General features: G+C 72.2%; 24 protein-coding genes. 17 read left to right on the top strand and 7 right to left on the bottom strand.

Going from position 1 to position 24,946, the window contains the following annotated elements; all coding sequences use genetic code 11:
- The first annotated feature begins 1 nt into the window (after position 1).
- Positions 2 to 2,404, top strand: a complete 2,403-nt coding sequence (locus AC3RJ6_RS14020; RefSeq protein WP_491427684.1) for a ComEC/Rec2 family competence protein — start codon at positions 2 to 4, stop codon at positions 2,402 to 2,404.
- Between the two features lie 27 nt (positions 2,405 to 2,431).
- Positions 2,432 to 3,454: a DNA polymerase III subunit delta gene (holA, locus tag AC3RJ6_RS14015; protein WP_491427683.1), complete on the top strand. Its 1,023-nt coding sequence runs from the start codon at positions 2,432 to 2,434 to the stop codon at positions 3,452 to 3,454.
- Between the two features lie 349 nt (positions 3,455 to 3,803).
- On the opposite strand, the gene rpsT is transcribed toward holA, so the two are convergent.
- The 5 genes from rpsT to AC3RJ6_RS13990 form a co-directional block, all read right to left on the bottom strand.
- On the bottom strand, positions 3,804 to 4,064 hold the full coding sequence (gene rpsT, locus AC3RJ6_RS14010) for a 30S ribosomal protein S20 (RefSeq protein ID WP_244854288.1): 261 nt from the start codon (positions 4,062 to 4,064) through the stop codon (positions 3,804 to 3,806).
- 188 nt (positions 4,065 to 4,252) lie between these two features.
- Complete coding sequence (guaD, locus tag AC3RJ6_RS14005) at positions 4,253 to 5,608, bottom strand: guanine deaminase (protein ID WP_491427682.1); 1,356 nt, start codon at positions 5,606 to 5,608, stop codon at positions 4,253 to 4,255.
- Positions 5,609 to 5,787: 179 nt separating this feature from the next.
- Entirely contained in the window at positions 5,788 to 6,543 is a 756-nt protein-coding gene (locus AC3RJ6_RS14000; RefSeq protein WP_491427681.1) for an alpha/beta fold hydrolase, read from the bottom strand.
- A 2-nt stretch (positions 6,544 to 6,545) separates the two neighbouring features.
- Positions 6,546 to 7,163 (bottom strand): response regulator, encoded by a 618-nt coding sequence (locus AC3RJ6_RS13995; RefSeq protein WP_491427680.1) that lies wholly within the window; start codon positions 7,161 to 7,163, stop codon positions 6,546 to 6,548.
- On the bottom strand, positions 7,160 to 8,404 hold the full coding sequence (locus AC3RJ6_RS13990) for a sensor histidine kinase (protein WP_491427679.1): 1,245 nt from the start codon (positions 8,402 to 8,404) through the stop codon (positions 7,160 to 7,162). The genes AC3RJ6_RS13995 and AC3RJ6_RS13990 overlap by 4 nt, the downstream gene beginning before the upstream one ends.
- Positions 8,405 to 8,481: 77 nt before the next feature.
- On the opposite strand from AC3RJ6_RS13990, the gene lepA reads away from it, so the two are divergent.
- Genes lepA through hemW form a run of 3 tightly spaced genes read left to right on the top strand, consistent with a single transcriptional unit; the run spans position 8,482 to position 12,265 of the window.
- Positions 8,482 to 10,356 (top strand): translation elongation factor 4, encoded by a 1,875-nt coding sequence (lepA, locus tag AC3RJ6_RS13985; RefSeq protein WP_491427677.1) that lies wholly within the window; start codon positions 8,482 to 8,484, stop codon positions 10,354 to 10,356.
- Between the two features lie 35 nt (positions 10,357 to 10,391).
- Positions 10,392 to 11,042 carry a DUF1990 domain-containing protein gene (locus AC3RJ6_RS13980; RefSeq protein WP_491427676.1) on the top strand — a complete coding sequence of 217 codons (651 nt, stop codon included), beginning with the start codon at positions 10,392 to 10,394 and terminating at the stop codon, positions 11,040 to 11,042.
- 2 nt (positions 11,043 to 11,044) lie between these two features.
- A complete protein-coding gene (gene hemW, locus AC3RJ6_RS13975) occupies positions 11,045 to 12,265 on the top strand; it encodes a radical SAM family heme chaperone HemW (protein ID WP_491427675.1) in 1,221 nt (406 codons plus the stop codon).
- On the opposite strand, the gene AC3RJ6_RS13970 is transcribed toward hemW, so the two are convergent.
- On the bottom strand, positions 12,258 to 12,638 hold the full coding sequence (locus AC3RJ6_RS13970) for a DUF4870 domain-containing protein (RefSeq protein WP_491427674.1): 381 nt from the start codon (positions 12,636 to 12,638) through the stop codon (positions 12,258 to 12,260). The genes hemW and AC3RJ6_RS13970 overlap by 8 nt on opposite strands.
- Before the next feature lie 116 nt (positions 12,639 to 12,754).
- Complete coding sequence (locus tag AC3RJ6_RS13965) at positions 12,755 to 13,156, bottom strand: DUF4870 domain-containing protein (RefSeq protein WP_491427673.1); 402 nt, start codon at positions 13,154 to 13,156, stop codon at positions 12,755 to 12,757.
- Positions 13,157 to 13,365: 209 nt separating this feature from the next.
- On the opposite strand from AC3RJ6_RS13965, the gene hrcA reads away from it, so the two are divergent.
- From hrcA to AC3RJ6_RS13905, 12 genes are all read left to right on the top strand, one after another.
- Complete coding sequence (hrcA, locus tag AC3RJ6_RS13960; protein WP_491427672.1) at positions 13,366 to 14,388, top strand: heat-inducible transcriptional repressor HrcA; 1,023 nt, start codon at positions 13,366 to 13,368, stop codon at positions 14,386 to 14,388.
- A gap of 47 nt (positions 14,389 to 14,435) precedes the next feature.
- On the top strand, positions 14,436 to 15,536 hold the full coding sequence (gene dnaJ, locus AC3RJ6_RS13955; RefSeq protein WP_491427671.1) for a molecular chaperone DnaJ: 1,101 nt from the start codon (positions 14,436 to 14,438) through the stop codon (positions 15,534 to 15,536).
- Between the two features lie 10 nt (positions 15,537 to 15,546).
- The gene (locus AC3RJ6_RS13950) at positions 15,547 to 16,281 is read left to right on the top strand and encodes a 16S rRNA (uracil(1498)-N(3))-methyltransferase (RefSeq protein ID WP_491427670.1); all 735 of its coding nucleotides are present in this window, start codon (positions 15,547 to 15,549) and stop codon (positions 16,279 to 16,281) included.
- Positions 16,282 to 16,305: 24 nt separating this feature from the next.
- Positions 16,306 to 16,668, top strand: coding sequence for an HIT domain-containing protein (locus AC3RJ6_RS13945; protein ID WP_491427669.1), 363 nt, complete (start codon positions 16,306 to 16,308; stop codon positions 16,666 to 16,668).
- A 94-nt stretch (positions 16,669 to 16,762) separates the two neighbouring features.
- Positions 16,763 to 17,782 (top strand): PhoH family protein, encoded by a 1,020-nt coding sequence (locus tag AC3RJ6_RS13940; RefSeq protein WP_491427807.1) that lies wholly within the window; start codon positions 16,763 to 16,765, stop codon positions 17,780 to 17,782.
- A complete protein-coding gene (gene ybeY / locus AC3RJ6_RS13935; protein ID WP_491427668.1) occupies positions 17,779 to 18,240 on the top strand; it encodes an rRNA maturation RNase YbeY in 462 nt (153 codons plus the stop codon). Before AC3RJ6_RS13940 ends, ybeY begins: the two co-directional genes overlap by 4 nt.
- A gap of 2 nt (positions 18,241 to 18,242) precedes the next feature.
- On the top strand, positions 18,243 to 19,559 hold the full coding sequence (locus tag AC3RJ6_RS13930) for a hemolysin family protein (protein WP_491427667.1): 1,317 nt from the start codon (positions 18,243 to 18,245) through the stop codon (positions 19,557 to 19,559).
- Entirely contained in the window at positions 19,552 to 20,445 is an 894-nt protein-coding gene (gene era / locus AC3RJ6_RS13925; RefSeq protein WP_491427665.1) for a GTPase Era, read from the top strand. The genes AC3RJ6_RS13930 and era overlap by 8 nt, the downstream gene beginning before the upstream one ends.
- A gap of 132 nt (positions 20,446 to 20,577) precedes the next feature.
- Complete coding sequence (locus AC3RJ6_RS13920) at positions 20,578 to 21,759, top strand: sensor histidine kinase (protein ID WP_491427664.1); 1,182 nt, start codon at positions 20,578 to 20,580, stop codon at positions 21,757 to 21,759.
- A complete protein-coding gene (locus tag AC3RJ6_RS13915) occupies positions 21,756 to 22,430 on the top strand; it encodes a response regulator (RefSeq protein WP_491427663.1) in 675 nt (224 codons plus the stop codon). The genes AC3RJ6_RS13920 and AC3RJ6_RS13915 overlap by 4 nt, the downstream gene beginning before the upstream one ends.
- A gap of 120 nt (positions 22,431 to 22,550) precedes the next feature.
- Complete coding sequence (locus tag AC3RJ6_RS13910; RefSeq protein WP_491427662.1) at positions 22,551 to 23,312, top strand: ABC transporter ATP-binding protein; 762 nt, start codon at positions 22,551 to 22,553, stop codon at positions 23,310 to 23,312.
- Complete coding sequence (locus AC3RJ6_RS13905) at positions 23,312 to 24,709, top strand: ABC transporter permease (protein WP_491427661.1); 1,398 nt, start codon at positions 23,312 to 23,314, stop codon at positions 24,707 to 24,709. The genes AC3RJ6_RS13910 and AC3RJ6_RS13905 overlap by 1 nt, the downstream gene beginning before the upstream one ends.
- Positions 24,710 to 24,946: the final 237 nt, after the last annotated feature.

Below are 24,946 nucleotides of genomic sequence, written 5' to 3'. Positions count from 1 at the left end.
CATGCCTGCGCTTCGGCTCGCGGCACCGGCGTGCGCGGCGTGGATCGGTGCGTGGCTCGTCGTCGCAGCCCCCGACGCCGGGCTCGACCCGGGCCTCGTCGTCCTGGCGGCCTGGGCGTGCGCCGGGGTCGCGCTCCTCGCCCTGCTCGTCACGCGACGACCGCTCCTCGCAACCGTGCTGGTGTGCGTCGCGGCGATCGCGCTGGTCGCGTCGAGTGCGGCGCTCGCGCTCGGCGCACGCAGCGCGTCCCCGCTCGCTGCGGCTGCCGTCGATCGCGAGACGCTCCCCGTCGTCGTCGAGCTGACCGCCGCACCGCGGCGACTGGTGACGATGTGGGGCACCGGCCCCGTCTCGTCCGGTGCGGGTCGCGGCGACGCCGTTCCCACGGGCACCGCTGCGGACGCGGGCGGTGCGGGTGCGCAGGCTCCGCCGCAGACGGCGACGCTCCGCATCGAGGGCCGTCTCGTCGAGGTCGCCGGCCGGGTCGTCCGGCCGGTGGGCGTGAGCGGCATCGTCGACGCGGTGCCCACCGATCTCCAGCTCGGCGCGCGCCTCGCGTTCGACGCGCGTGCGACGAGCTCGCCGAGCGTCGAGGCCACGGCGTTCGACCTGCACGCCGACGGCGCGGTCGCGGTGGAGCGGCCGCCGCCGTGGCTCGCCTGGAGCGGCGACCTGCGCACCCGGTTCGCCCTAGCGGCCGCCGCGCTCGACGGTGACGGCGGTGCGCTCGTGCCCGGTCTCGCGATCGGCGACACGAGCGCCGTCGGCGACGAGCTCGACGACGACATGAAGGCGAGCTCGCTGAGTCACCTCACCGCCGTGTCCGGCGCGAACTGCGCGATCATCACCGCGGCCGCGTTCGCGGCGGCCGCGGCGCTCGGCCTCCGCCGAGGCGCGCGGGTGGTCGTGGCGCTCCTCGCCCTGGCTGCGTTCGTCGTGCTCGTCACCCCCGAGTCGAGCGTCGTCCGCGCAGCCGTCATGGCCGTCGTCGTGCTCGCCGCCCTCGCGGCCGGCCGCCCCGGCGGAGGCGTCGCGGCGCTCGCGCTGGCGGTCGTCGTGCTGCTCGTCGTCGACCCGTGGTACGCGCGCGACTACGGGTTCGCGCTGTCCGTGGCAGCGACCGCGGGCCTGCTCCTCCTCGCGGCACCGCTGTCCCGGGTGCTCGCCCGCGTGATGCCGACCCCGCTCGCGCTCGTGCTCGGGGTGCCGCTCGCCGCCCAGCTCGCCTGCCAGCCGGTACTCGTACTGCTCGATCCCGCGATCGCGATCTACGGCGTGCCGGCCAACCTGCTCGCAGCTCCGGCGGCGCCCATCGGCACAGTGGCGGGCCTCGTCGGATGCCTGCTGCTGCCCGTGCTGCCGTCGGTCGGCTTCGCGGCGTTGCAGGTCGCGTGGTGGCCCGCGCAGTGGATCGCCGTGGTCGCGCATACGGCGGCGTCGCTGCCCGGCGGGCGGCTCGCCTGGCTGCCGGATGCCGCGGGGGCGGTGCTGCTCGCCGGCTGCACGGCGCTCGCGCTCAGGCTCGTGATCGGTCCGCCGCTCGGGCGCAACCGGCGCGTGCTCGTCGCGGCGATCCTCGTGACGAGCGTCGCGGTCGCGGTCGGCCTGGCCGGGGGCGCGCCGCTCGTCGCGCGGGCGATGCGTCCTTCCGACTGGGACGTCGTCGCCTGCGACGTGGGGCAGGGCGACGCGACGCTCGTGCGCTCGGGCGGGGCCGTGGTCCTCATCGACGCCGGTCCCGATGCCGCGGCGCTCATGAGATGCCTCGACTTGTTCGGCGTCGAGCGGCTCGACCTCGTCGTGCTCACGCATTGGGACGCCGACCACGTCGCCGGATCGCCGGCGATCACGGGCAGGGCCGACCTGCTGCTGCACGGCCCGCTCGACGGCGACCGGTCGGCACGCGTGCTCGATCCGCTGGTCGCGGCAGGCACCCGCACCGTCGAGGCGACGGCGGGCATGCACGGCACGCTCGGCGCCTCGGGCTGGCGGGTGCTGTGGCCCGAGCCCGGGGCGACGCCGGGCAACGATGCGAGCGTCATCGTCGACCTGGTGGCCCCGGGCTTCCGAGGCGTCTTCCTCGGCGACCTCGGCGAAGCGGCGCAGGACCGCATGGTGCGGTCGGCGACGATCGGCGACGTCGACCTCGTCAAGGTCGCCCATCACGGCTCCAACGACCAGAGCGGCCGCCTCTACGACGAACTGCACGCCGCCGCCGGCCTCATCGGCGTCGGCGCCGACAACGGCTACGGGCACCCGACGGAGCGGGCGCTCGACCTGCTCGAGCACTCCGGCACAGCGGCCCTCCGCACCGACGAGCGGGGTTCGATCGCGCTCGTGGCGTCGGGCGACGGCTTCCAGGTCTGGAGCGAACGGGGCGGCGACGTCGGCGGCTCCCCGTAGACTTGACGGGCGGAAACGGAGGCACGGGTGGCAGCACGCGGTGGCGCAGCAGCGCGCACGAAGGTCGCGATCCCGCAGCTCGCCTGGCACGCCGTTCGGCCCGCGCCGATCGTGCTGGTGTCCGGTGCCGAGGACGTGCTCGCCGAGCGCGCGATCGGGCTGCTGCGCGAGTTCCTGCGCTCCGAAGATCCCGCGCTCGAGGTGAGCGACCTCGAGGCCGACGGCTACCGGCGCGGCGAACTGCTGACCCTGGCGAGCCCGTCGCTCTTCGGCGAGCCCCGGCTCATCCGCGTGAGCGCCGTCGAGAAGGCGAGCGACGACTTCCTCCTCGACGCGCTCGAGTACCTCGAGCAGCCCGACGACTCGACGACGCTCGTGCTGCGCCACCGCAGCGGCGTGCGCGGCAAGAAACTGCTCGACGCGATCCGGGCGGGCACGGGCGGCGGCGTCGAGGTCGTCTGTGCCGAGCTCAAGAAAGACGCCGAGAAGCAGGACTTCGCGGCGGCGGAGTTCCGGGCCGCCGGTCGCAAGGTGAGCCCCGGCGCGCTTCGAGCGCTCGTCGGCGCGTTCAGCGACGACCTTCGCGAGCTCTCGGCCGCGTGCCGGCAGCTCATCGCCGACGCGCCCGGCGACATCTCCGAGGCCGTCGTCGACCGGTACTACGGAGGGCGGGTCGAGACGAACGCCTTCGCGGTCGCCGACGCGGCGATCGCCGGGCGTCACGGCGAGGCGCTCATCGCGCTGCGGCATGCCCTCGACAGCGGCGCCGACCCCGTGCCGATGGTCGCCGCCTTCGCGATGAAGCTGCGGACGATGGCGAAGGTCTCGGGCTCGCGCGGCAGCGGCGCCCAGCTCGCGTCATCGCTCGGCATGGCGCCGTGGCAGGTCGACCGGGCGCGGCGAGATCTCGCCGGCTGGACCGACGAGGGGCTCGGCGTCGCGATCGAGACGCTTGCCGCGACCGACGCGGCGGTCAAGGGCGCAGAGCGCGACCCGGTGTTCGCGCTCGAGCGCCTCGTGGGCGTCGTCTCCGCGCGCGGACGCCGCTGACACATCGCCCGCGTCGCCCGCGCCCGCTCGTCGGGAGGCCGGTCGCGTCGTCCGTCACGTACCGCCGTCGTCCATCGAGCGTGCCGTCGTGGCCCGTTTTCGGGCGTCGAGTGCACCTTCGGCGCAGTGGGCGGCGTCGACTGCTCGGGTGAGGACTGGGGCGGTCGGCATCGTCCGTCGAGCGTGCCGTCGTAGCCCGTTTTCGGGCGTCGAGTGCACCTTCGGCGTGGCGTGAGCGGGCGGCGTGGCGTGCGCGGGCGGCGCGGCGTGGGGGCGGCGTCGTGCCGAGGCATCCCGGAGACGACGAAGGCCCCGCCGGAGCGGGGCCTTCGTACGGAATTGCTGCGACTCAGAGCGCGGCGGCCTGCTTGGCGATCGCCGACTTGCGGTTCGCGGCCTGGTTCTGGTGGATGACACCCTTCGACACGGCCTTGTCGAGCTTGCGCGAGGCGACGCGCACGGCGGCGGTGGCCTTCTCCTTGTCGCCCGAGGCGATGGCCTCGCGGGCGGCGCGGACGACGGTCTTGAGCTCGCTCTTGACGGCCTTGTTGCGCTCTTCGGCCTTGCGGTTGGTGCGGATGCGCTTGATCTGCGACTTGATGTTTGCCACGTGAAATCTTTCGTTCGTGCGGGTACGGGAGGTGCCGTGAACGGTAGAGGGGCCGCCACGGCGTCTCGTGCGGGGTGGGACCCACACGGAAGCCAACACACAACACTACCAGTTCGCCCGGCGGCCCACCAAAGCGAGCCGGCCGGGCGCGTCGAGGGCTGCCTCGGCGGAGGCGCGCCCGCTGGCCGTCAGTCGTGCAGCGGAACCGGGTCGGTGAGCGCCGACGCGCCCTCGTCACCGAGTGCCGACGACCGCGCGTGCACGAGGTCCCCGCCGACCCACGTCGCCGCGACGTCGTAGGTCGTCGCGAGCGCGAACGTCCGGGCGAGCACGTCGCCCGCCGACTCCGAGCGCGACAGCACGATGTCGAACGCCGAGCCCGGCGCCGGGCGCACGTGGATGGCGTCGAACTGCATGCCGACCCCGAGGTGTCCGACCCCGTCGAGTCCGAGCGCCTCGGCACCGGCGAGCGTCGCGAGATAGAGCAGGTGCGCGGGCTCGAGCTGCACGCCGTCGGCGCCGAGCAGCATCTGCATGAAGTACGCCTGGATGCCGTCCTTGAAGAGGCTGAACCCGTTGCCGGCGCCGACGTCGGTGCCGAGCGCGACCCGCACCCCCGCGTCGAGGTGGCGGCGCAGCGGGAACAGGCCGCTGCCGAGCGCCGAGTTCGAGGTGGGGCAGTGCGCGACCGACGCGCCGACCTCGCCCATGCGCTCGAGCTCGGGCGCCGTCGTGTGCACGCTGTGCGCGTACACCGAGCGGCGGTTCACGAGGCCGTGGTGGTCGTACGTGTCGAGGTAGTCGCGCCGCGCCGGGAAGAGCCCGGCGACGGTCTCGACCTCGGCGAGGTTCTCGTTGAGGTGCGACGTGAACCAGAGGTCGTCGCGCGAGGCGAACGTGTCGCCGCACGCGGCGAGCAGCTCGTCGGAGGCCGACAGCGAGAACCGCGGCGTGACCGCGTACCGCAGGCGACCCCGGCCGTGCCACGCGTCGATGAGCTCCGCCGCCTCCGCCCGGGCGCGGTCGGGCGTCGTGTAGAGCCCGTCGAGCAGCATGCGGTCGCCGACCACGAGCCCGCTCGTGATGCGGAGGCCCGACGACGCGGCCGCGCCGAAGAACTCGTGCATCGCCCCGGCGAAGTGCGAGCCGAAGACGAGGGCGCTCGTCGTGCCTGCCGAGGCGAGCGCGTTCAGGAACTGCGGCGCCACCTCGCGCGCGTAGGCGTCGTCGGCGAAGCGCGTCTCCTCGGGGAGCGTGTAGCGGTCGAGCCAGTCGAGCAGCGGCAGGCCGAGCCCCGCCATCGAGCGCAGCTGCGGGAAGTGCACGTGCGTGTCGACGAGCCCGGGCAGCAGCACGCCGTCGCGCAGGTCGATGACCGTCGCGTCGGGGTGCAGCCGGGACGCCTCGTCGAACGCGCCGCGGAAGCGGACGACGCCGCCCTCGACGACGATCGCGATGTCGGCGTCGTACCTCGCCTCGCCGCCCTCGAACGGGCTGACGGGCGTGTCGACGACGGTCGCACGGTAGAGCTGGGAAGGAACCATCGTTGGGACCACCTTTCGGCCCCGCCTGCTGATGCGAATCGCTGCGCATCGGCCGGCGTTGCCTGACCGATGCATGGTTCGACACTGAATGTGCGGCGCATCGGTTATCCATGCGAACGACGCGCCGACGCCACGCTACGTGCTGCGAGCCCCGAGGGCAAGCGTTTCGGGCCGAGTGGTCATCGACGCCCGCGGGCGGCGCGTCGTCCGAGCTCGGCGACCGCCCCGAGCACGACGGCCGTGAACCCGTCGGCGGCCGTCAGGCTGACGAGGTGCGTCGCCCCGGGCACGACGACGAGCCGGGCGTCGTGCGCCGCACGCAGGAGCCTCCGCTCCTGGAGCCTGAAGTGGTCGTAGCGCCCGTTCACGAACCAGATCGGCACCTCGACGACCTCGAGCGCGGCCACGGGGTCGAGGCGTCCGACCTCGGCGAGCGCGGGCGCCATGACGTCGAGCGCGACGCCGCCGGCGACCACGTCGGCGACCGCATCGGGCGCGAGGAAGAGCGCGGCCGTGGCGTCGTTGAGCCATCGCCCGCGGTCGGGCAGGCGGGCGATGCCCGCGGCGATCGCCCGGTACGCGGCGAGGCCGGGCCCGTGGGGCAGCGTTCCGCAGGCGGCCGCGACGAGGCCGTCGAGGCGATCGGGATGCCTCGCCGCGAACTCGATCGCGAGGTAGCCGCCGAGGCTCAGGCCGACGAGGAGTCGCGGCGGCGCGGCATCCGTGCCGGCCGGAGCGGGGTCGGGGTTCAGCGCCCGGTCGATGGCCTCCATCGCGGCGTCGATCGTGAACGGCTCGCCCATGCGAGTGCCGTGGCCGGGCAGGTCGATCGCGACGGCGGCGAGGCCGCGCGACGCGAGCGCGGCGACCTGCCGCCGCCACATCGTGGCCGAGGTGCGGATGCCGTGCACGAGCACGACGCGGGCGGCGACCATGCTCACCCCGCCCTGATCGCCCCGATCTCGCGCGCCCGGGCGACCGCGGCCGTGCGGGAGCCCACGCCGAGCTTCGTGAAGATGTGCACGAGGTGGGACTTCACGGTGGCCTCGCTGAGGAAGAGCGCCTTGCCGATCTCGCGGTTCGTGCGTCCTTCGGCGACGAGGGCGAGCACCTCGGCCTCGCGCACCGTCAGCCGCTCGCCGGTCGCGCGCGAGGCGTCGAGCTTCGCTGCGAGCTCGGGCGCGAGAGCCCGGTCGCCCTCGGCGGCGGCGCGCACGGCCGCGATGAGCGTCTCGGGCGGCGCGTCCTTCAGCAGGTAGCCGCTCGCGCCCGCCTCGATCGCGCCGAGGATGTCGGCGTCGGTGTCGTAGTTCGTGAGCACGAGCACCCGTGGACCGTCGGGCTCGGCGCGCAGCCGGCGGGTCGCCTCGGCGCCCTGCATCGCACCGGGGAACTGCAGGTCCATGAGCACGAGGTCGACGTGCCGGCCGAGGCGCACGGCGTCCTCGGCGGTGGCGGCCTCGCCGACGACGTCGAGGTCGGCCTCGCGCTCGAGCATCGCGCGGATGCCCGCGCGCACCACGGGGTGGTCGTCGGCGAGGAGGAGCCGGATCATGCGCGCACCACCGGGATGCGGATCGACAGGGCGGTGCCCTCGCCCGGCGCGGACTCGATGTCGAATCGACCGCCGAGCTCTTCGGCGCGTCGGCGGATCGAGCGGAGGCCGTACTCGCCGGGCGCCGTGCCGTCGGTGCCCGCGCCCGCCGCGCGTCGAGCCGCCGCATCGACGTCGAAGCCCACGCCGTCGTCGACGACGTCGAGCGCGACCTCGTCGCCGAGGTAGCTCAGCGTGAGCGAGCACGCCCTGGCATCGGCGTGCTTGACGACGTTCGCGAGCGAGCCCTGTGCGATGCGCAGCAGCGCCGCGTCGACGGCCATCGGCAGCACGATCGGGTCGCCGCTCGTCGCGAAGTCGACGCGCGTGTCGGCGCCCGACTGCCTGGCCTGGTCGTCGACCGCCTCCACGAGCCGGCGGAGGGCGGCGGGGAGGGTCTGCTCGTCGAGCGAGGGCGGCGTGAGCTCGCGGATGAACCGGCGCGCCTCGCCGAGGTTCTCCGCGGCCGTCTCGCGGGCGAGCACGAGCTTGTCCCGCACGCCCTCGTCGGCGACGTCGCGTTCGGCGGCGTGCAGCAGCATCTGGATGCTCGAGAGGCCCTGCGCCAGCGTGTCGTGGATCTCGCGGGCGAGGCGTTCGCGCTCGGCGAGCGTGCCGGCTTCGTGACTGGCGGCGGCGAGCTCCTCCCGCGTCGCGATGAGGTCGAGGATGAGCGCCTGGCGCTCACGGGTCTCCTCGGCCATCGCGCGGTAGCCGAGCCCGATGACGATCGCGACGCCGGCGCTGATGAGCGGGCCGAGGATCGAGCCGACCTCGTAGCCGAGATGGCTCGCCGTGCCCCAGACCGAGATGCCGAAGGTGACGACGACGAGCGGCACCGCGATCGGCGCCGCGAGCACGTGCAGCTCGAGGAAGAAGAGCGGGAAGGCGAGGAAAGCCGCATCGGGCGTGAGCGCCGACATCGCGACCCAGAGCGAGAGCAGCATCACGAGCCAGAGGACGCGGGCCCATGTGGGCAGGTGGCGGTGCGCCGTCGCGACGCCCGCGCCGTAGCAGGCGAGGAAGGCGACGGCCAGCACGGTGATCGGCACCTCGTCGGCCGAGTCGGAGAGGAGCGCCCGCACCACGACGAAGAGCGTGAGGCCGACGACGAGCAGGTGCAGCCCGAGCCGGAGCGCGATGAAGACGGGCCGCAGCGCCGAATCGGTGCTGCGCGCCTCGATCCCCGCGGTCGTGCTCATGCTGCGAGCGTAGCCGCGGCGGGTCGTCCGAGGCATCCGTCGAAAGTCTGAGCCGAAGTCGTGGGAGAATCGACAGGATGTCTCCGAGAGCTGTGAACCCGCCGGTGCCCGCCGCCACCGACCCGTCCGCGATCCGCAACTTCTGCATCATCGCGCACATCGACCACGGCAAGTCGACGCTTGCCGACCGCATGCTGCAGATCACGGGCATCGTCGCCGACCGCGACATGCGCGCGCAGTACCTCGACCGCATGGACATCGAGCGCGAGCGCGGCATCACGATCAAGAGCCAGGCCGTGCGCATGCCGTGGCAGGTCGAGGATGCCTCGGGCCAGAGCCGCGCGTACGCGCTCAACATGATCGACACGCCCGGTCACGTCGACTTCTCGTACGAGGTCTCGCGATCGCTCGCGGCGTGCGAGGGCGCGATCCTGCTGGTCGACGCGGCGCAGGGCATCGAGGCCCAGACGCTCGCGAACCTCTACCTCGCGCTCGAGAACGATCTCGAGATCATCCCCGTGCTCAACAAGATCGACCTGCCGGCGGCCGAGCCCGAGAAGTACGCGCGCGAGCTCGCCGACCTCATCGGCGGCTCGCCCGACGACGTGCTCAAGGTGTCGGGCAAGACGGGCGTCGGCGTCGAGGAGCTGCTCGATCGCGTCGTCGAGCGCATCCCCGCCCCGGTCGGCAACGCCGACGCGGCGCCCCGGGCGATGATCTTCGACTCGGTCTACGACAGCTACCGCGGCGTCGTCACGTACGTGCGAATGGTCGACGGCCAGCTGAACCCGCGCGAGCGCATCCAGATGATGTCGACGAAGGCGACGCACGAGATCCTCGAGATCGGCGTGAGCGCGCCCGAGCCGCAGCCCACGAAGGGCCTCGGCGTCGGCGAGGTCGGCTACCTCATCACGGGCGTGAAGGACGTGCGCCAGTCGAAGGTCGGCGACACCGTCACGACCGCGGTGAAGCCCGCGACCGAGGCGCTGCCGGGTTACACGGAGCCGCTGCCCATGGTGTTCTCGGGCCTCTACCCGATCGACGGGAGCGACTACCCCGAGCTGCGCGAGGCGCTCGACAAGCTCAAGCTCTCCGACGCGGCGCTCGTCTACGAGCCCGAGACCTCGGTCGCGCTCGGCTTCGGCTTCCGCTGCGGGTTCCTGGGCCTGCTCCACCTCGAGATCGTCAACGAACGGCTGCGTCGCGAGTTCGGGCTCGACATCATCACGACGGCGCCGAGCGTCGTCTACGAGGTCACGACCGAAGACAAGAAGACGGTCACGGTCACGAACCCGAGCGAGTTCCCGACCGGTGCGAAGATCGCCGAGGTGCGCGAGCCCATGGTGAAGGCCGCCATCCTCGCCCCGAAGGACTACGTCGGCACGATCATGGAGCTGTGCCAGTCGCGCCGCGGCACGCTGCTCGGCATGGAGTACCTCGGTGAAGACCGGGTGGAGATCCGCTACGACATGCCGCTCGGCGAGATCGTCTTCGACTTCTTCGACCAGCTGAAGTCGAAGACGGCCGGCTACGCATCGCTCGACTACGAGCCCTCGGGCGACCAGGCGGCCGACCTCGTCAAGGTCGACATCCTGCTGCAGGGCGAGCAGGTCGACGCGTTCAGTGCGATCGTGCACCGCGACAAGGCGTATGCGTACGGCGTGCTCATGACGGGCCGCCTGCGCGAGCTCATCCCGCGGCAGCAGTTCGAGGTGCCGATCCAGGCCGCGATCGGTGCCCGCATCATCGCCCGCGAGTCGATCCGGGCGATGCGCAAGGACGTGCTGGCCAAGTGCTACGGCGGTGACATCAGCCGCAAGCGCAAGCTCCTCGAGAAGCAGAAGGAGGGCAAGAAGCGCATGAAGATGGTGGGCCGCGTCGAGGTGCCGCAGGAGGCCTTCATCGCCGCGCTGAGCGGTGACACCGAGACGAAGAAGGACGCCAAGAAGTAGCGCCCGGCCCCCGGGGCGCGAAGGACGAAACACGGATGACTCGCAGAAGCACGTTCACCGACCAGTCGGTCACCTACGGCGCGATCGGCGCGACCCTCGACCCCGACTTCCTCCGCTACCCGCCGGTCGGGCTCCGCCCGGCCGAGGACGCGGTACGGCTCGGTTCGGGCCAGGAGCGGTTCGACCGTTCGGCCGAGGCGCTCATGACCTGGGGCGTCCAACGCGGCGCGGGCTTCACCGTCGCCGACGTCTCCGCGGGCACCGGCGCCCAGTACCCGGGCATCGTCTTCGACCCGACCGGCGCGCCGCTCACCGAGCAGCCGGCCCCCCGCACCGAAGACCGGTTCGGCGTCGACGGCACCCCGTACATCGCCGCGGGCATGACCGCGACGCTCGTCCGCAAGCGCCGGTTCGGCATCGCGAAGACGCCCGTCCTCGTCGTCTACGTGATCGACGAGCCGAACCGCATCGGCTTCGCCTACGGCACGACGGGGCACGGAGCCGAGACGGGCGAGGAGTCGTTCATCCTCGAGCACCGCGACGACGACACGGTGTGGCTCACGATCCGGTCGATCCTCGCGACGGCGGGCGGCGCGCGCGCCGTGCTGTCGCCGTCGACCCGACGGCGCCGCCGCGAGCTCACGCGCCGCGAACTGCGGGCGCTCCACCCCGCGGGCGGCGCGTAGAGGTGGGTTCGGCGCTGCCGCTCGGCGATCCCGCACCGGCCGACGGGATGCTTCCGCCGCAGGCGGCCGCGGGTGCCGCCGACCGCGCGTTCGGCGTCTACGTGCACGTGCCGTTCTGCCGCGTCCGCTGCGGCTACTGCGACTTCAACACGTACACCTCCGACGAACTGCGGGGCGCCCGGCAGGCCGACTACGCGGGCCAGGCGATCGACGAGATCCGGATGTCGCGCCGCGTGCTCGAGGCATCCGGCGTCGTCTCACGGCGCGCCGACACCGTGTTCTTCGGCGGCGGTACGCCCACCCTGCTGCCGGCCGGCGATCTCGTCGCGATGCTCGGCGCCGTCCGCGACGAGTTCGGCCTCGCCGAGGGGGCCGAGGTCACGACCGAGGCGAACCCCGACTCGGTCGGGCCCCGCGAGCTCGCCGAGCTCGCCGCCGGCGGCTTCACCAGGGTGTCCTTCGGCATGCAGTCGGCCGTTCCGCACGTGCTCGCGGCGCTCGAGCGCACGCACGACCCCGAGCGGGTGCCGCAGGTCGTCGCCTGGGCCCGGGAGGCCGGGCTCGACGTCAGCCTCGACCTCATCTACGGCACGCCGGGGGAGTCGCTCGACGACTGGCGGCGGAGTCTCGAGCACGCGATCGCGCAGCAGCCCGACCACCTGAGCGCCTACGCGCTCATCGTCGAGGACGGCACGAAGCTCGCGCGGCAGATCCGCCGCGGCGAGCTCGCCGAGCCGAGCGACGACCTCGAGGCCGACATGTACGAGCTCGCCGACGAACGGCTCGCCGCCGCCGGGTACGAGTGGTACGAGGTCAGCAACTGGGCTCGCGGCGACGAGCACCGCTCGCGGCACAATCTCGGCTACTGGCGCGGCGACGACTGGTGGGGCATCGGGCCGGGGGCGCACAGCCACGTGGGTGGCGTGCGCTGGTGGAACGCCAAGCATCCGTCGGCGTACGCCGACCGACTGGCCTCGGGCGTCTCGCCCGCCGTCGGGCGCGAGGTGCTCGACGGGCCGACGCGGGAGACCGAGCGGGTGCTCCTCGCGACCCGGATCCGCGAGGGCCTCGAGATCGCCTCGCTGCACGCGGGCGGGCGGCACGCCGTCGCGGGGCTCATCGCCGACGGCCTCGTCGACGCGAAAGCCGCCCTCTCCGGCGTGCTGACGCTCACGCGGAGAGGGCGGCTCCTGGCCGACGCGGTCGTGCGACGACTCAGCTGACGAACTTGATCGACAGCGGGTAGGTGTACGGCTGGCCCTGGTTGGCCTTCACCGCGGCGATGATGCTGAAGATGATCGTCACGACCCAGACGGCGATGAGGATGAAGATGCCGATGATCACGAACGTCAGGATGCTGCCGACCACGTAGGCGATCGCCATGGTGATCTGGAAGTTCAGCGCCGTCGCGGTGTGCTCGCGGATGAACGGCCCCTTGTCCTTGAGGATCAGGTAGCCGATGAGCGCGGGCACGAAGCTGAAGAAGATGCCGCCGATGTGGATCAGCGTCGCCCACAGCTTCTCGTCGGAGGGGCTCAGCGGCTTGTTCTGCTCATAGGGATTCGCGGGCGGGGGAGGCGGGGTGCCCTCGGACATGTTCTCTCCTTGATCGGGCCGCCGGACGGCGGCGCAGGGTCGGTGTCATGCTGGCACAGACGAGCGCGCCGCGGAAGGGTTCCCGCGGCGCGCTCGGCAATACGTCGGCGAACCGGCTACTTGATGAGCCGGATCGCGAAGGGGTAGCGGTAGTGCACGCCGTCCTTCGCCGTGAGGTAGGCGAGGATCGAGAACACGATCACCGTCACCCAGAGCGCGGTCGGCAGGAGCCATGCGACGTAGCTCCAGAAGCCGAAGGTCACGAGCAGCAGCACCGAGTTCACGATGACGATCGCGATGTACGCGAGCACGGCGGTGATCTGGAAGTTGAGGCCCTCCTTCGCCTCGACGTTCGTGAACGGACCGCGGTCCTTGAACACGAGCCAGATGATGAGCGAGGGCAGCGGTCCGAGGATGCCGCCGAGCTGGGCGAGCGAGCCCCAGAGCACGTCCTGCTCGTGGGACAGCGGAGCCGCGGGCTGCGGCGCGGCGGCGGAGGGCGGGGTGGAGTCGCTCATGGGCAGGCCTTTCGGGCGGGGTTTCGAGGGGGAGTCCGGGCGCGCCGGAGGATGGGCGGCGCGCGGGACATCCATACGGTAGCGCCCGGCCCGGCACGCGGCAACGACGCCGGGTCCAGACGTCTCACCGGATGTCGCGATATGATTGGCAGTCGGGCCGGTCGAGTGCCAACACTCGTCGGGCGGCGGTGCCGACGAAAGCGAGGGTCATGGTCTCCGAACGCAGTCTCGCCGTGCTCCGCGCGATCGTGCAGGACTACGTCGCCTCGCGTGAACCCGTCGGCTCCAAGACGATCGTCGAGCGGCACGCGTTCGGCGTCTCGGCGGCGACGATCCGCAACGACATGGCCCTCCTCGAAGAGGAGGAGCTGATCGCGGCCCCGCACACCTCGTCGGGTCGCATCCCGACCGACAAGGGGTACCGCGTCTTCGTCGACCAGCTGACCGAGGTGCGACCGCTGACCGCGGCGCAGCGACAGGCCATCGAGACGTTCCTCGGCGAGTCGAGCGACCTCGACGAGTTGCTCGCCCGCACCGTGCGCCTCATCTCGCAGCTCACGAAGCAGCTCGCCGTCGTGCAGTACCCCAGCTTCGCGAGCGCCCGCGTGCGCCACGTCGAGCTCGTCGCGCTCGCGCCGACGCGCGTGCTCTGCATCCTCATCGCCGATTCGGGCCAGGTCGAGCAGCGGCTCGCCGAGCTCGCGGAGCCCGTCGACGACGAGACGCTCGCCTCGCTCCGGCACCGGTTGAACGAGCTCGTCGCCGGCACGACGATGACGGATGCCACCGAGCTGCTGTCGGGCGAGATCGACGCCGTCGACCGCCGTCATGCTGCCGTGCTGCACACCCTCGCCGCGACGCTCGCCGACCAGGCGCGACAGCAGCGCAGCGACCGGCTCGTCGTCGCGGGCGCCGCGAACCTCGTGCGCACCGAACAGGACTTCGCCGGGTCGATCCTCGGCGTCATCGAGGCGATCGAGGAGCAGGTCGTGCTGCTCAGGCTCTTCGGCGAGATGGCGACCGACGAGCACGCCGTCGCCGTGCGCATCGGCCGCGAGAACGCCTCGTTCGGGCTCGGCGAGACGTCCATCGTCTCGAGCGCGTTCGAGATCCCGGGTCGCGACATCTCGCGCCTCGGCGTCGTCGGGCCGACCCGCATGGACTACTCCAACAGCATGGCGGCCGTCCGCGCCGTCGCCAGATACCTCTCCCGCACGCTCGGCGAGAACTGACCCGCCGCCGCCTGTTCCGGCGGCGCAATCGAAAGGACAAGCCCTCCGTGGCCGACCATTACGAGGTCCTCGGCGTCTCCCGCGACGCCACCCCCGACGAGATCAAGAAGGCCTACCGCCGTCTCGCGCGAGAACTCCACCCCGACGTGAATCCCGGCGCCGAGGCATCCGAGCGCTTCAAAGAGGTGACGCACGCGTACGACGTGCTCTCCGACCCGAAGCAACGGCAGCAGTACGACCTCGGCGGCGGCCAGGGCGGCTTCAACGGCCAGGGCTTCGGCGGATTCGGCGACATCTTCGAGACGTTCTTCGGTGCGAGCCAGCAGAGCCGCGGACCGCGGTCGCGCCGCGAGCGCGGGCAGGACGCCCTGATCCGGGTCGAGGTCGGACTCGACGAGGTGATCTTCGGCACCCACCGCGACATCGAGGTCGACACCGCCGTGCGCTGCGAGACCTGCCAGGGCTCGTGCTGCCAGCCGGGCACCTCGCCCGTGACGTGCGACATCTGCCACGGCTCGGGCCAGATCCAGCGCCAGGTGCGCTCGCTGCTCGGCAACGTCATGACGTCGAGCCCGTGCGGCACCTGCCGCGGCTACGGCACGATCATCGCGACGCCGTGCGCGACGTGCCAGGGGCAGGGCCGCGTGCGCGCCCGTCGCACCGTGCCGGTCGACATCCCCGCCGGCGTCGACACGGGCGTTCGCCTGCAGATGCCCGGATCGGGCGAGGCGGGGCCCGCGGGCGGCCCCAACGGCGACCTGTACCTCGAGATCAAGGTCAAGAACCACGACGTCTTCAGCCGCAACGGCGACGACCTGCTCGCCACGCTCGAGGTCGCGATGGCCGACGCGATCCTCGGCACGACGGCGACCATCCCCGGTCTCGACGGCGACGTCGAGCTCGAGGTGAAGGCGGGCACGCAGAGCGGCGAGATCCTCACCGTGAAGGACCGCGGGGTCACGAAGCTCCGCGGCAACGGGCGCGGCGACCTCAAGATCGGCGTGCAGGTGGTGACCCCGACGAAGCTGTCGTCGAAGGAGCGCGACCTGATCTCGCAGTTCGCGGCGTCGAAGAAGTCGCCGAAGCCCGAGCTCAGCCACTTCCAGCAGGGGCTCTTCGCCCGCCTGCGCGACCGGTTCCTGGGCTGAGCGGGCGGCCATGAGCAGCCTGTACCTCGACGAGTCGCTCGACCTCGGCGCGCTCGCGCCGGGCGCAGAGGTGCGGCTGACCGGCGACGAGGCGCGGCACGCCGTGACGGTCGCCCGCATCCGCACGGGCGAGCGCGTCGCGATCGGCGACGGTCGCGGCGTGATCGTGCGCGGCACGGTCGTCGCGACCGAGTCGCGCGAGCTCGTGCTCGTGGCCGAGGAGGTCGTCGTCGAGGAGCGCCCGGCGCCCGCGATCACGCTCGTGCAGGCGCTCGCGAAGGGCGACCGCGACGAGATGGCGGTGCAGGCGGCGACCGAGCTCGGCGTCGACGCCGTGATCCCCTGGGCCGCAGCCCGCTCGGTCTCGCGGTGGGACGGACCGAAGGCCGAGAAGGGTCGCCGCCGGTGGGCGACGATCGTGCGCGAGGCCGTGAAACAGTCGATCCGTGCGTGGATGCCCGAGGTGAGCGAGATCACGACGACCGCGGGACTCGCCGGGCGCCTCGCCGGATGCCGCGTGCTCGTGCTCGAACCGACCGCCGGCGTCGCGCTCACCGAGCTCGAGCCCGACGGCCGCGACGTCGCCCTCGTCGTCGGCCCAGAGGGCGGCATCGCACCGGCCGAGCTCGAGCGGCTCGTCGAGGCGGGCGCCGAGCCCGTGCGGCTGGGCGCATCGGTGCTGCGCACCTCGACGGCGGGACCCGCCGCGATCGCGGTGCTCAGCGTCGCGCTCGGCCGCTGGTGAGCGATCCGTCGGTACGATGGTGGAATGACCGACTCGCGCGCTGAACCGACCGTCTTCGAACGCATCGTCGCGCGTGAGATCCCCGCCCGCATCGTCGCCGAGACCGAGCGGGTGATCGCGTTCCACGACATCGCGCCGCAGGCGCCCGTGCACGTCGTCGTCACGACGAAGACGGGCGACTACCGCGACGTCGTCGAGCTGGCCGCGGGCGACCCCGTCCTGCTCGCCGAGCTCGTCGCCGTCGCACGCGACGTCGCGGGCGACCTCGCCGACGGCGAGTTCCGCCTCGTCTTCAACACCGGTGCCTCGGCCGGCCAGACCGTGTTCCACGTGCACGCGCACGTCCTCGCCGGCCGGCTCGAGGAGGGCGCGCTTGCCGGAGCGTGAACCGGCCGAACGGGCCGAATCGACGACGTCGCCGGGCACCGAGCGCCCCGCGACCGGCGCCGACGAGGAGCGCCTCCGCATCGACGGTGTGCAGATGGTCCGCCTGCTCGGGCCCCAGGACCGCCTGCTCACGTCGATCCAGCGCGAGTACCCGGGCGTCGAGGTGCACGTTCGCGGCAACGAGATCGCCATCCGCGGCGACGCCGACGCACGGCGCAAGGTGCGCCGGCTCATCGAAGAACTCCTGGAGCTCGTGCGCAACGACCAGGATCCCACCCCGACCGAAGTGAGGAGCTCGGCCCGCATGCTCGACGCCGATCCCGACGCGAAGCCCTCGGAACTGCTGGGACAGGTCATCGTCTCCAGCCGCGGCAAGGCCATCCGACCGAAGACCGAGGGCCAGCGGGCCTACGTCGACGCCATCGACGAGAACACGATCGTCTTCGGCATCGGCCCCGCCGGCACCGGCAAGACCTACCTCGCCATGGCGAAGGCCGTGCAGGCGCTCCAGCGCAAGGAGGTGAGCCGCATCATCCTCACCCGCCCGGCCGTCGAGGCGGGCGAGCGGCTCGGATTCCTGCCCGGCACGCTGACCGACAAGATCGACCCGTACCTGCGGCCGCTCTACGACGCGCTCAACGAGATGATGGATCCCGAGCTCGTGCCGAAGCTGCTCGCCTCGGGCACGGTCGAGGTCGCCCCGCTCGCGTACATGCGCGGGCGCACGCTCAACGACTCGTTCGTCGTGCTCGACGAGGCGCAGAACACGACGCCCGAGCAGATGAAGATGTTCCTCACCCGCCTCGGCTTCGGCTCGAAGATGGTCGTCACGGGCGACGTGACGCAGATCGACCTGCCCGGTGGGGCGTCGGGGCTGCGGCTCGTCACGCGCATCCTCGACCGCATCGACGACATCCACTTCGCGAGGCTCACGAGCGACGACGTCGTGCGGCACACCCTCGTCGGGCGCATCGTCGACGCCTACACCGAGTTCGACCAGCGGCAGCAGGCGCAGCGATTCGAGCGCGCCGAGGCCCGCGAGTTCGCGAACCGCGCCGAACGGCGCGGCCACGCCGGTCCCCGCGACCACCTGCCGAGAAAGGGCAAGTCTTGAGCATCGAGATCAACAACGAATCCGCGATCGAGGTCGACGAGGCCGCGATCCAGCGGCTCGCGGTGTACGCGCTCGACGCCATGCACGTCCACCAGGACGCCGAGCTCGCGATCGTGCTCGTCGACGAGGGCGCCATGGAGCAGCTCCACGTGCAGTGGATGGACGAGCCCGGCCCGACCGACGTCCTGAGCTTCCCGATGGACGAGCTGCGGCCCGGCACCGAGGACGCACCGACCCCGCCGGGGCTGCTCGGCGACGTCGTGCTGTGCCCGCAGGTCGCCGAGTCGCAGGCCCGCACGGCGGGGCACTCGCTCCTCGACGAGCTGCTGCTGCTCACGACGCACGGCATCCTGCACCTGCTGGGCTTCGACCACGCCGAGCCCGACGAAGAGAAGGAGATGTTCGGCATCCAGCGCGACATCCTCGTCGGATTCTCCATGCAGGAGCGCCGCCGCTGACCATGCTGCCCTGGCTCTTCCTCGGCGCGGCGTTCGTGCTCGTCGCCTTCGGCGGCCTCATGGCCGCCGTCGACGCGGCCGTCGGCGTGTCGAGCCGGGCCGACCTCACCGACCTCGCGCTCGTGTCGCGCGCCAAGCGGTCGCTGCTCGCGATCGCCGACGACACGGGCGCGCACGTCAACGCCGTCAACTTCGTGCGCATCGTCTCGGAGACGACCGCCGCGGTGCTCGTGACGCTCGCCTTCACGTTCTTCATCGACGACATCTGGCTCGTGCTGCTCTGCGCGGCGCTCATCATGACCGCGGCGTCGTTCGTGCTCGTGGGCGCGAGCCCGCGCAGCGTCGGCCGCGCCCACGCGCCCGCCGTGCTGCGGATCACCGCACCGCTCGTGCACTTCCTGCGCGTGCTCATCGGCCCCTTGGCCGGTGCGCTCGTCTCGCTCGGCAACCGCGTGACGCCCGGCCGGCTGCGGTTCGCCGGCGTCTCGAGCGAGGAGCAGCTGCTCAGCATGGTCGACGAGGCCGCCGAGCTCGAGGTGCTCGAGGAGGGCGACCGCGAGCTCATCCACTCGATCTTCGAGTTCAGCGACACCGTCGTGCGCGAGGTCATGGTGCCGCGCACCGACATGGTGACGATCGACGCGACGGCGCACCTGCCGCACGCGATGGCGCTGTTCCTCAAGGCCGGGTACTCGCGCATCCCCGTCATCGCGCGCGACGCCGACGACGTGACCGGCATCCTGTACCTGCGCGACCTCGCGAAGCTCGGCTTCGAGCGCCCGCTCGACGCGGAGGGGCTCACCGTCGGCGAGCTCGCCCGGCCCGCGACGTTCGTGCCCGACTCGATGAAGGCCGACGCGCTGCTGCGGCAGATGCAGCTCGAGTCGACCCATCTCGCGATGGTCGTCGACGAGTACGGCGGCATCGCGGGGCTCGCGACGCTCGAGGACCTCATCGAGGAGCTCGTCGGCGACATCTCCGACGAGTACGACCGAGAGGCCGCCCAGGTCGAAGACCTCGGCGAGGGGCGCTACCGGGTGAACGCGCGGCTCCCGATCGACGAGCTCGGCGAGCTGTTCGGGCTCGATCTCGACGACGAGGACGTCGACTCGGCGGGAGGCCTCCTCGCGAAGGAGCTCGGCCGGCTGCCGCAGCCCGGCGAGCGCGCGAGCGTCTCGGGCCTCATCCTCGAGGCCGAGCGCACCGAGGGGCGGCGCAAGCGCATCTCGACGATCCTCGTCGAGGCCGACCAGGCCCTCATCGACGCCCATACCGCGTTCGACGGGGGCGAGACCGTGGAGAGGAACCACCGTGACTGAGTACCGCGCCGGATTCGTGTCGTTCGTCGGACGACCCAACGTCGGCAAGTCGACGCTCACGAACGCGCTCGTCGGCGAGAAGGTCGCGATCACGAGCTCGAAGCCGCAGACGACCCGCCGCGCGATCCGCGGCATCGTGCACCGCGAGCACGGGCAGCTCATCCTCGTCGACACCCCCGGCCTGCACCGGCCGCGCACGCTGCTCGGCGAGCGCCTCAACACGCTCGTGCAGTCGACCCTCGGCGACGTCGACGTCATCGCGTTCTGCGTGCCGGCGAACGAGGCGATCGGCCCGGGCGACCGGTTCATCAACGAGCAGCTCGACCAGTACCCGCACGCGAAGAAGGTCGCGATCGTCACGAAGACCGACGCCACGTCGAAGGCGAAGGTCGCCGAGCAGCTGCTCGCCGTGTCCGAGCTGCGCGACTGGGCCGCGATCATCCCCGTGTCCGCGCCGCGCGGCGAGCAGCTCGACGTGCTCGTCGCCGAGCTGCTCTCCCTCATGCCCGAGTCGGGGCAGCCGCTCTACCCGGCCGAGGCGCTCACCGACGAGGACCTCACCGACCGCATCGCCGAGTTCGTGCGCGAGGCGGCGCTCGAGGGCGTCTCCGACGAGCTGCCGCACTCGATCGCCGTGACCGTCGACGACCTCGTCGAGCGCGACGACAAGGACCTCGTCGAGGTGTACGCCAATCTCTTCGTCGAGCGCGACAGCCAGAAGGGCATCATCATCGGCAAGGGCGGCGCCCGCCTCAAGGAGGTCGGCGCAGCGGCGCGCGGGCAGATCGAGCAGCTGCTCGGTCGCAAGGTCTACCTCGCCCTCCACGTGAAGGTCGCGAAGGACTGGCAGCGCGATCCGAAGCAGCTCGGTCGCCTCGGGTTCTGAGGGGCACCGATCTCCGGTGGTCCGGGGGAGCGGTCGCAGCGCGCGCACCGAGACTCGCGACGCCGTACCTCTCGAGGATGATTCCCGGCCGGTGAGCCGGTCGCGGCGCCCGCGAGCACGTACGGTGGATCGGTGACCACCAGGATCAGCCGCGCGAAGCTCACGACCGACATCGTGCTCGCCGGCGTGTTCGGGCTGGCCTGCCTGCCGTTCGCCCTGCTCGGCGGCGTCTACGACCTCGTGCTGCTCGTCGTGTTCGCGGCGGCACTCGCGGTGCGCCGGTACGACCCCGGTTGGTCGCTCGCGATCGCGTGGGCCGGTGCGCTCGCGCAGATGCTGCTGCTGCGCGACCTGCAGCTCTACGACGCGGCCGTGCTGGGCGTGCTCTACTCGACGGCGGCCCACGGCGGACGGGTCGTGAAGTGGCTCGGGCTCGGTTCGGCGGGCGTCGGCGCCGTGTTCGCGACGGCGTACCTCGCGGTCGTGAAGCCGCTCATCAACGGGGCGCCGCAGGATCCGGTGACGACGCTGCTCATGACGGGCGTGCTCTTCGTCGCCTCGATCGCGGTGCTCGTGCTCGCCTGGACGGCCGGCCTGCTCGTGCGGGCCGTGCGCGACACGCGCGAGGTGCGGCGCCGGGAGGAGGTCGCGAACCGTGAGCGCGAACTCGCCGAGTACCGCTACGTCGTCGAGCAGGAGCGCAACCGCATCGCCCGCGACATGCACGACGTCGTCGCGCACTCGCTCGCGGTCGTGATCGCCCAGGCCGACGGCGCCCGGTTCGCGGCCCGCACGCGGCCCGAGTCGGCGGTCGACGCCCTCGGCACCATCGCGGGCGTCGCCCGCGGCGCACTCGGCGACGTGCGGATGCTGCTCGCCGAGCTGCGCCACCACGAGACCGAGTCCCCGCAGCCGGTGCTCGACGACCTCGGCACCCTGCTCGAGCAGGTGCGCGCCGCCGGGCTCGACGTCCGCCTCGACGAGCAGGGGGTGCGCCCCGAGCTCGGCACCGGTCAGCAGATCGCCGTCTACCGCATCGTGCAGGAGGGGCTCACGAACGCACTGCGGCACGGCGACGTGACGCAGCCGGTCGAGCTCCGGCTGCGCTGGGACGAGGGCGGCGTCGCCGTCGAGCTCGTCAACGCGCGCCGCGCCGACGTGCCGCCGCCCGACTCGCACGCATTCCGCCACGGCATCCCCGGCATGCGCGAGCGCGCGCAGCTCGCCGGCGGTACCCTGCAGGCGGTGGCCGGCGACGACGGCGTGTTCCGGCTCACCGCCCGCATCCCCGCCCGCACCGGAAGGACCGCATGACGATCCGCGTCGCCCTCGTCGACGACCAGGCGCTGTTCCGCGCCGGCGTCCGCATGCTCGTCGAGTCGCAGCCCGACCTCGAGGTCGCCGGGGAGGCCGGCGACGGCAGCGCCGCCGTCGCGCTCGCGGCGACCGAACGTCCGGATGTCGTGCTCATGGACGTCCGCATGCCGCTGATGGACGGCATCGGAGCGACCGAGCGCATCCTCGCGGAAGCCGATCGCGACGGCCGCCCCGCCCCGCGGATCCTCGTGCTCACGACGTTCGACCTCGACGAGAACGCGGCCAGGGCCATCCGGGCGGGCGCGAGCGGGTTCGTGCTGAAGGACGCGGATCCCGACTTCCTGCTCGCCGCGATCCGCACGGTGCACCAGGGCAACCAGGTCATCGCGGCCTCGGCGACACGGGCGCTCTTCGCGCATGTCGGCGCCGCGTCCGGCCGGCGTGCGGCGCCGCCCGCGTGGAACGACCTCACGCCGCGCGAGCGCGAGATCTTCGCCCTGGCGGCGCGCGGCCTCTCGAACGCCGAGATCGCGTCGGGTGAGTTCCTCTCCGAGGCCACCGTGAAGACCCACGTCAGCCGCATCCTCGCGAAGCTCGGCCTGCGCGATCGCGTGCAGCTCGTCGTCTTCGCGTACGAGCACGACCTCTCCGACCCCGCGGCCGGGTGACGCCCACGTCGCGAGCGTCGCGGCAGTCGGCAGGCTGATCCGAACGTCATCCTCGAGGATGACGCGGGCAAGCCCTCAGCCGGATGAGGCCGGCCCTGCGGCATCCGTAGCGTCGAAGACATGCAGATCCAACCCTCCGACCTCGGTCTCATCGCCCGCGTCGCCGGCCTCGTCAAGCGCTACGGACAGGGCGCCGGCACCGTCACCGCACTCGACGACGTCTCGCTGGGCCTCCGCCGCGGCGAGTTCACCGCCATCATGGGGCCGAGCGGCTCCGGCAAGTCGACCCTCATGCACATCATGGCCGGGCTCGACTCGCCGAGCGCGGGCCGGGTCTGGCTCGGCGACACCGACATCACCGGGCTCGGCGACTCGGCGCTCACGGTGCTGCGCCGCCGCCGCATCGGCTTCGTGTTCCAGTCGTTCAACCTCGTGCCGACGCTCGACGTGCGCGGCAACGTGATGCTGCCGTTCGAGCTCGACGGCCGTCGCCCGACGAACGACGAGCGGGCCTGGATCGACGAGCTCTTCGCGACGCTCGGTCTCGGTGAGCGGCTGACGCACCGCCCGCACGAGCTCTCGGGCGGACAGCAGCAGCGCGTGGCGATCGCGCGGGCGCTCGCCACCCGACCCGATCTCGTCTTCGCCGACGAGCCGACCGGCAACCTCGACTCGCGCACGGGACGCGAGGTGCTCGGGCTCCTCGCCTCGGCGAGCGCGACCTACGGCCAGTCGATCGCGATGGTCACGCACGACCCGGTCGCCGCGAGCCACGCCGACCGCATCCTGTTCCTCGCCGACGGCCGCATCGTGCGCGACGCGGGACGTTCGACGCCCGAGGAGATCTCGTCGTTCATGCTGTCGATGGAACTGGCGGCCTGATGCGCACCCGGTTCAAGGACCAGTGGCCGACGCTCCTCGTTGCGACGATCGCGGGAACCTTCGGCGTGCTCCTCCTGCAGGTGACGGGCCTCCTGGCCGCGGCGATCCGGGCCGACGACGTCACGGGCGAGAGCGACACCGTCGCACTCATGCTCGGCGTGCTCGCGACGGTGTTCATCGTCATCGCCGTCTACGTGAGCGCGATCGTCACCACGAACACGGTCGCGACGGTCGTCGCGGGGCGTACTCGCGTGATCGCGCTCCTTCGCCTCATCGGTTCGAGCGCCCGCGCCCAGCGCGCCCATATCGCGAAGGAGGGGCTCGTCATCGGCTTCGCGGGTGCGGCGATCGGCATCCTGCTCGGCACGGCATCGGCATACGGCCTCGCCCGTTTCGCGGTCGCGAGCGGGATGCTGCCCGAGACCGAGTACGACTACCTCAACGTCGCGGTCGTGCTGCCTGCGATCGCCGTCGCGCTCACGACCTGGCTCGCCTCGTGGGTCGGCTCACGGCGGGTGCTCAAGGTGCGCCCGGCCGAGGCGATCGGCAACGCGAACCCGCAGAGCCAGGAGGCCGTCGGCCGTCGGCGCGGCCGCAACATCACGGCGGCGGTGCTCGTCGTGGTGGGGGTGGCCATGCTCGCGGTCGGCGTCGTCGTGGGGCTCACCCGTCCCGAGGGCGTGCTCATCGGCATGGTCGGCGGCATCGTCTCGTTCACGGGCGTCGTGCTCGGCGCCGACGTCGTGATGCCGCCCGTGCTGCGGCTCGTCGGGCGCCTGTTCGGTCGCTCGCCCGCCGCACGCCTCGCCGCCGAGAACGCGGTGCGCAACCCCGAGCGCAGCTCGCGCATGACGATCGGCCTCGTCATCGGCGTCACGCTCGTCACGACGTTCTCCGTCACGATGGAGTCGTACCGCGCGATGATCCTCGCCGCCCAGAAGGCGCAGCCCGAGGTGTTCGCGGGCATCGAGCCGATGTTGAACGCGACGATCGCGGTCTTCACGGTGCTCATCGGCTTCAGCGCGCTCATCGCGGCGATCGGTATGGTCAACACCCTGTCGCTCAGCGTGCTGCAGCGCTCCCGGGAGCTCGGCCTGCTGCGCGCGCTCGGCTTCGACCGGCGGCAGCTGCGTCGCATGATCGTCGTCGAGAGCGCGGCGCTCACCGTCGCCGCGACGCTCACCGGCCTCGTGCTCGGCTTCGGGTACGGCTGGGCCGGCGCCCAGGCCCTGCTCGGAGGTGCGCAGGGTGAGCCGGTGTTCGTCTTCCCGGGCATCCCGTGGGTGATGATCGGGGTCCTCATCGTCGCAGCGGGCGTGCTCACGCTCGCCGCGTCCATCGCTCCGGCCCGGCGCGCCATGCGCGTCTCGCCGGTCGCAGCCCTCGCGGTCGACTAGGGGCGTCGCGAGGCGGGGAAGGGCGGGCGGATGCCTCGGGGGAGGCATCCGCCCGCTTCACCGTGCCGCCCGACGAACGTCGCCGAGCTGCGCACGACGTCACACGCGTGCGCGCCCGGCGCGCGGATGTTAGCCTTGTCGCGTGCTTCACGGCCTGCTTCTCCTTAGCTGCCGCAGCGAGTCCTAGTTCTCAGGCCTCCCTCGCTGCGGAGTTCGTCGTCGGCTGAATAGATCCGA

This window comes from Agromyces cucurbitae, from assembly GCF_058349945.1.
The sequence above is the reverse complement of the archived record's forward strand: the minus strand, read 5'-3'. Positions and strand labels throughout refer to the sequence as shown.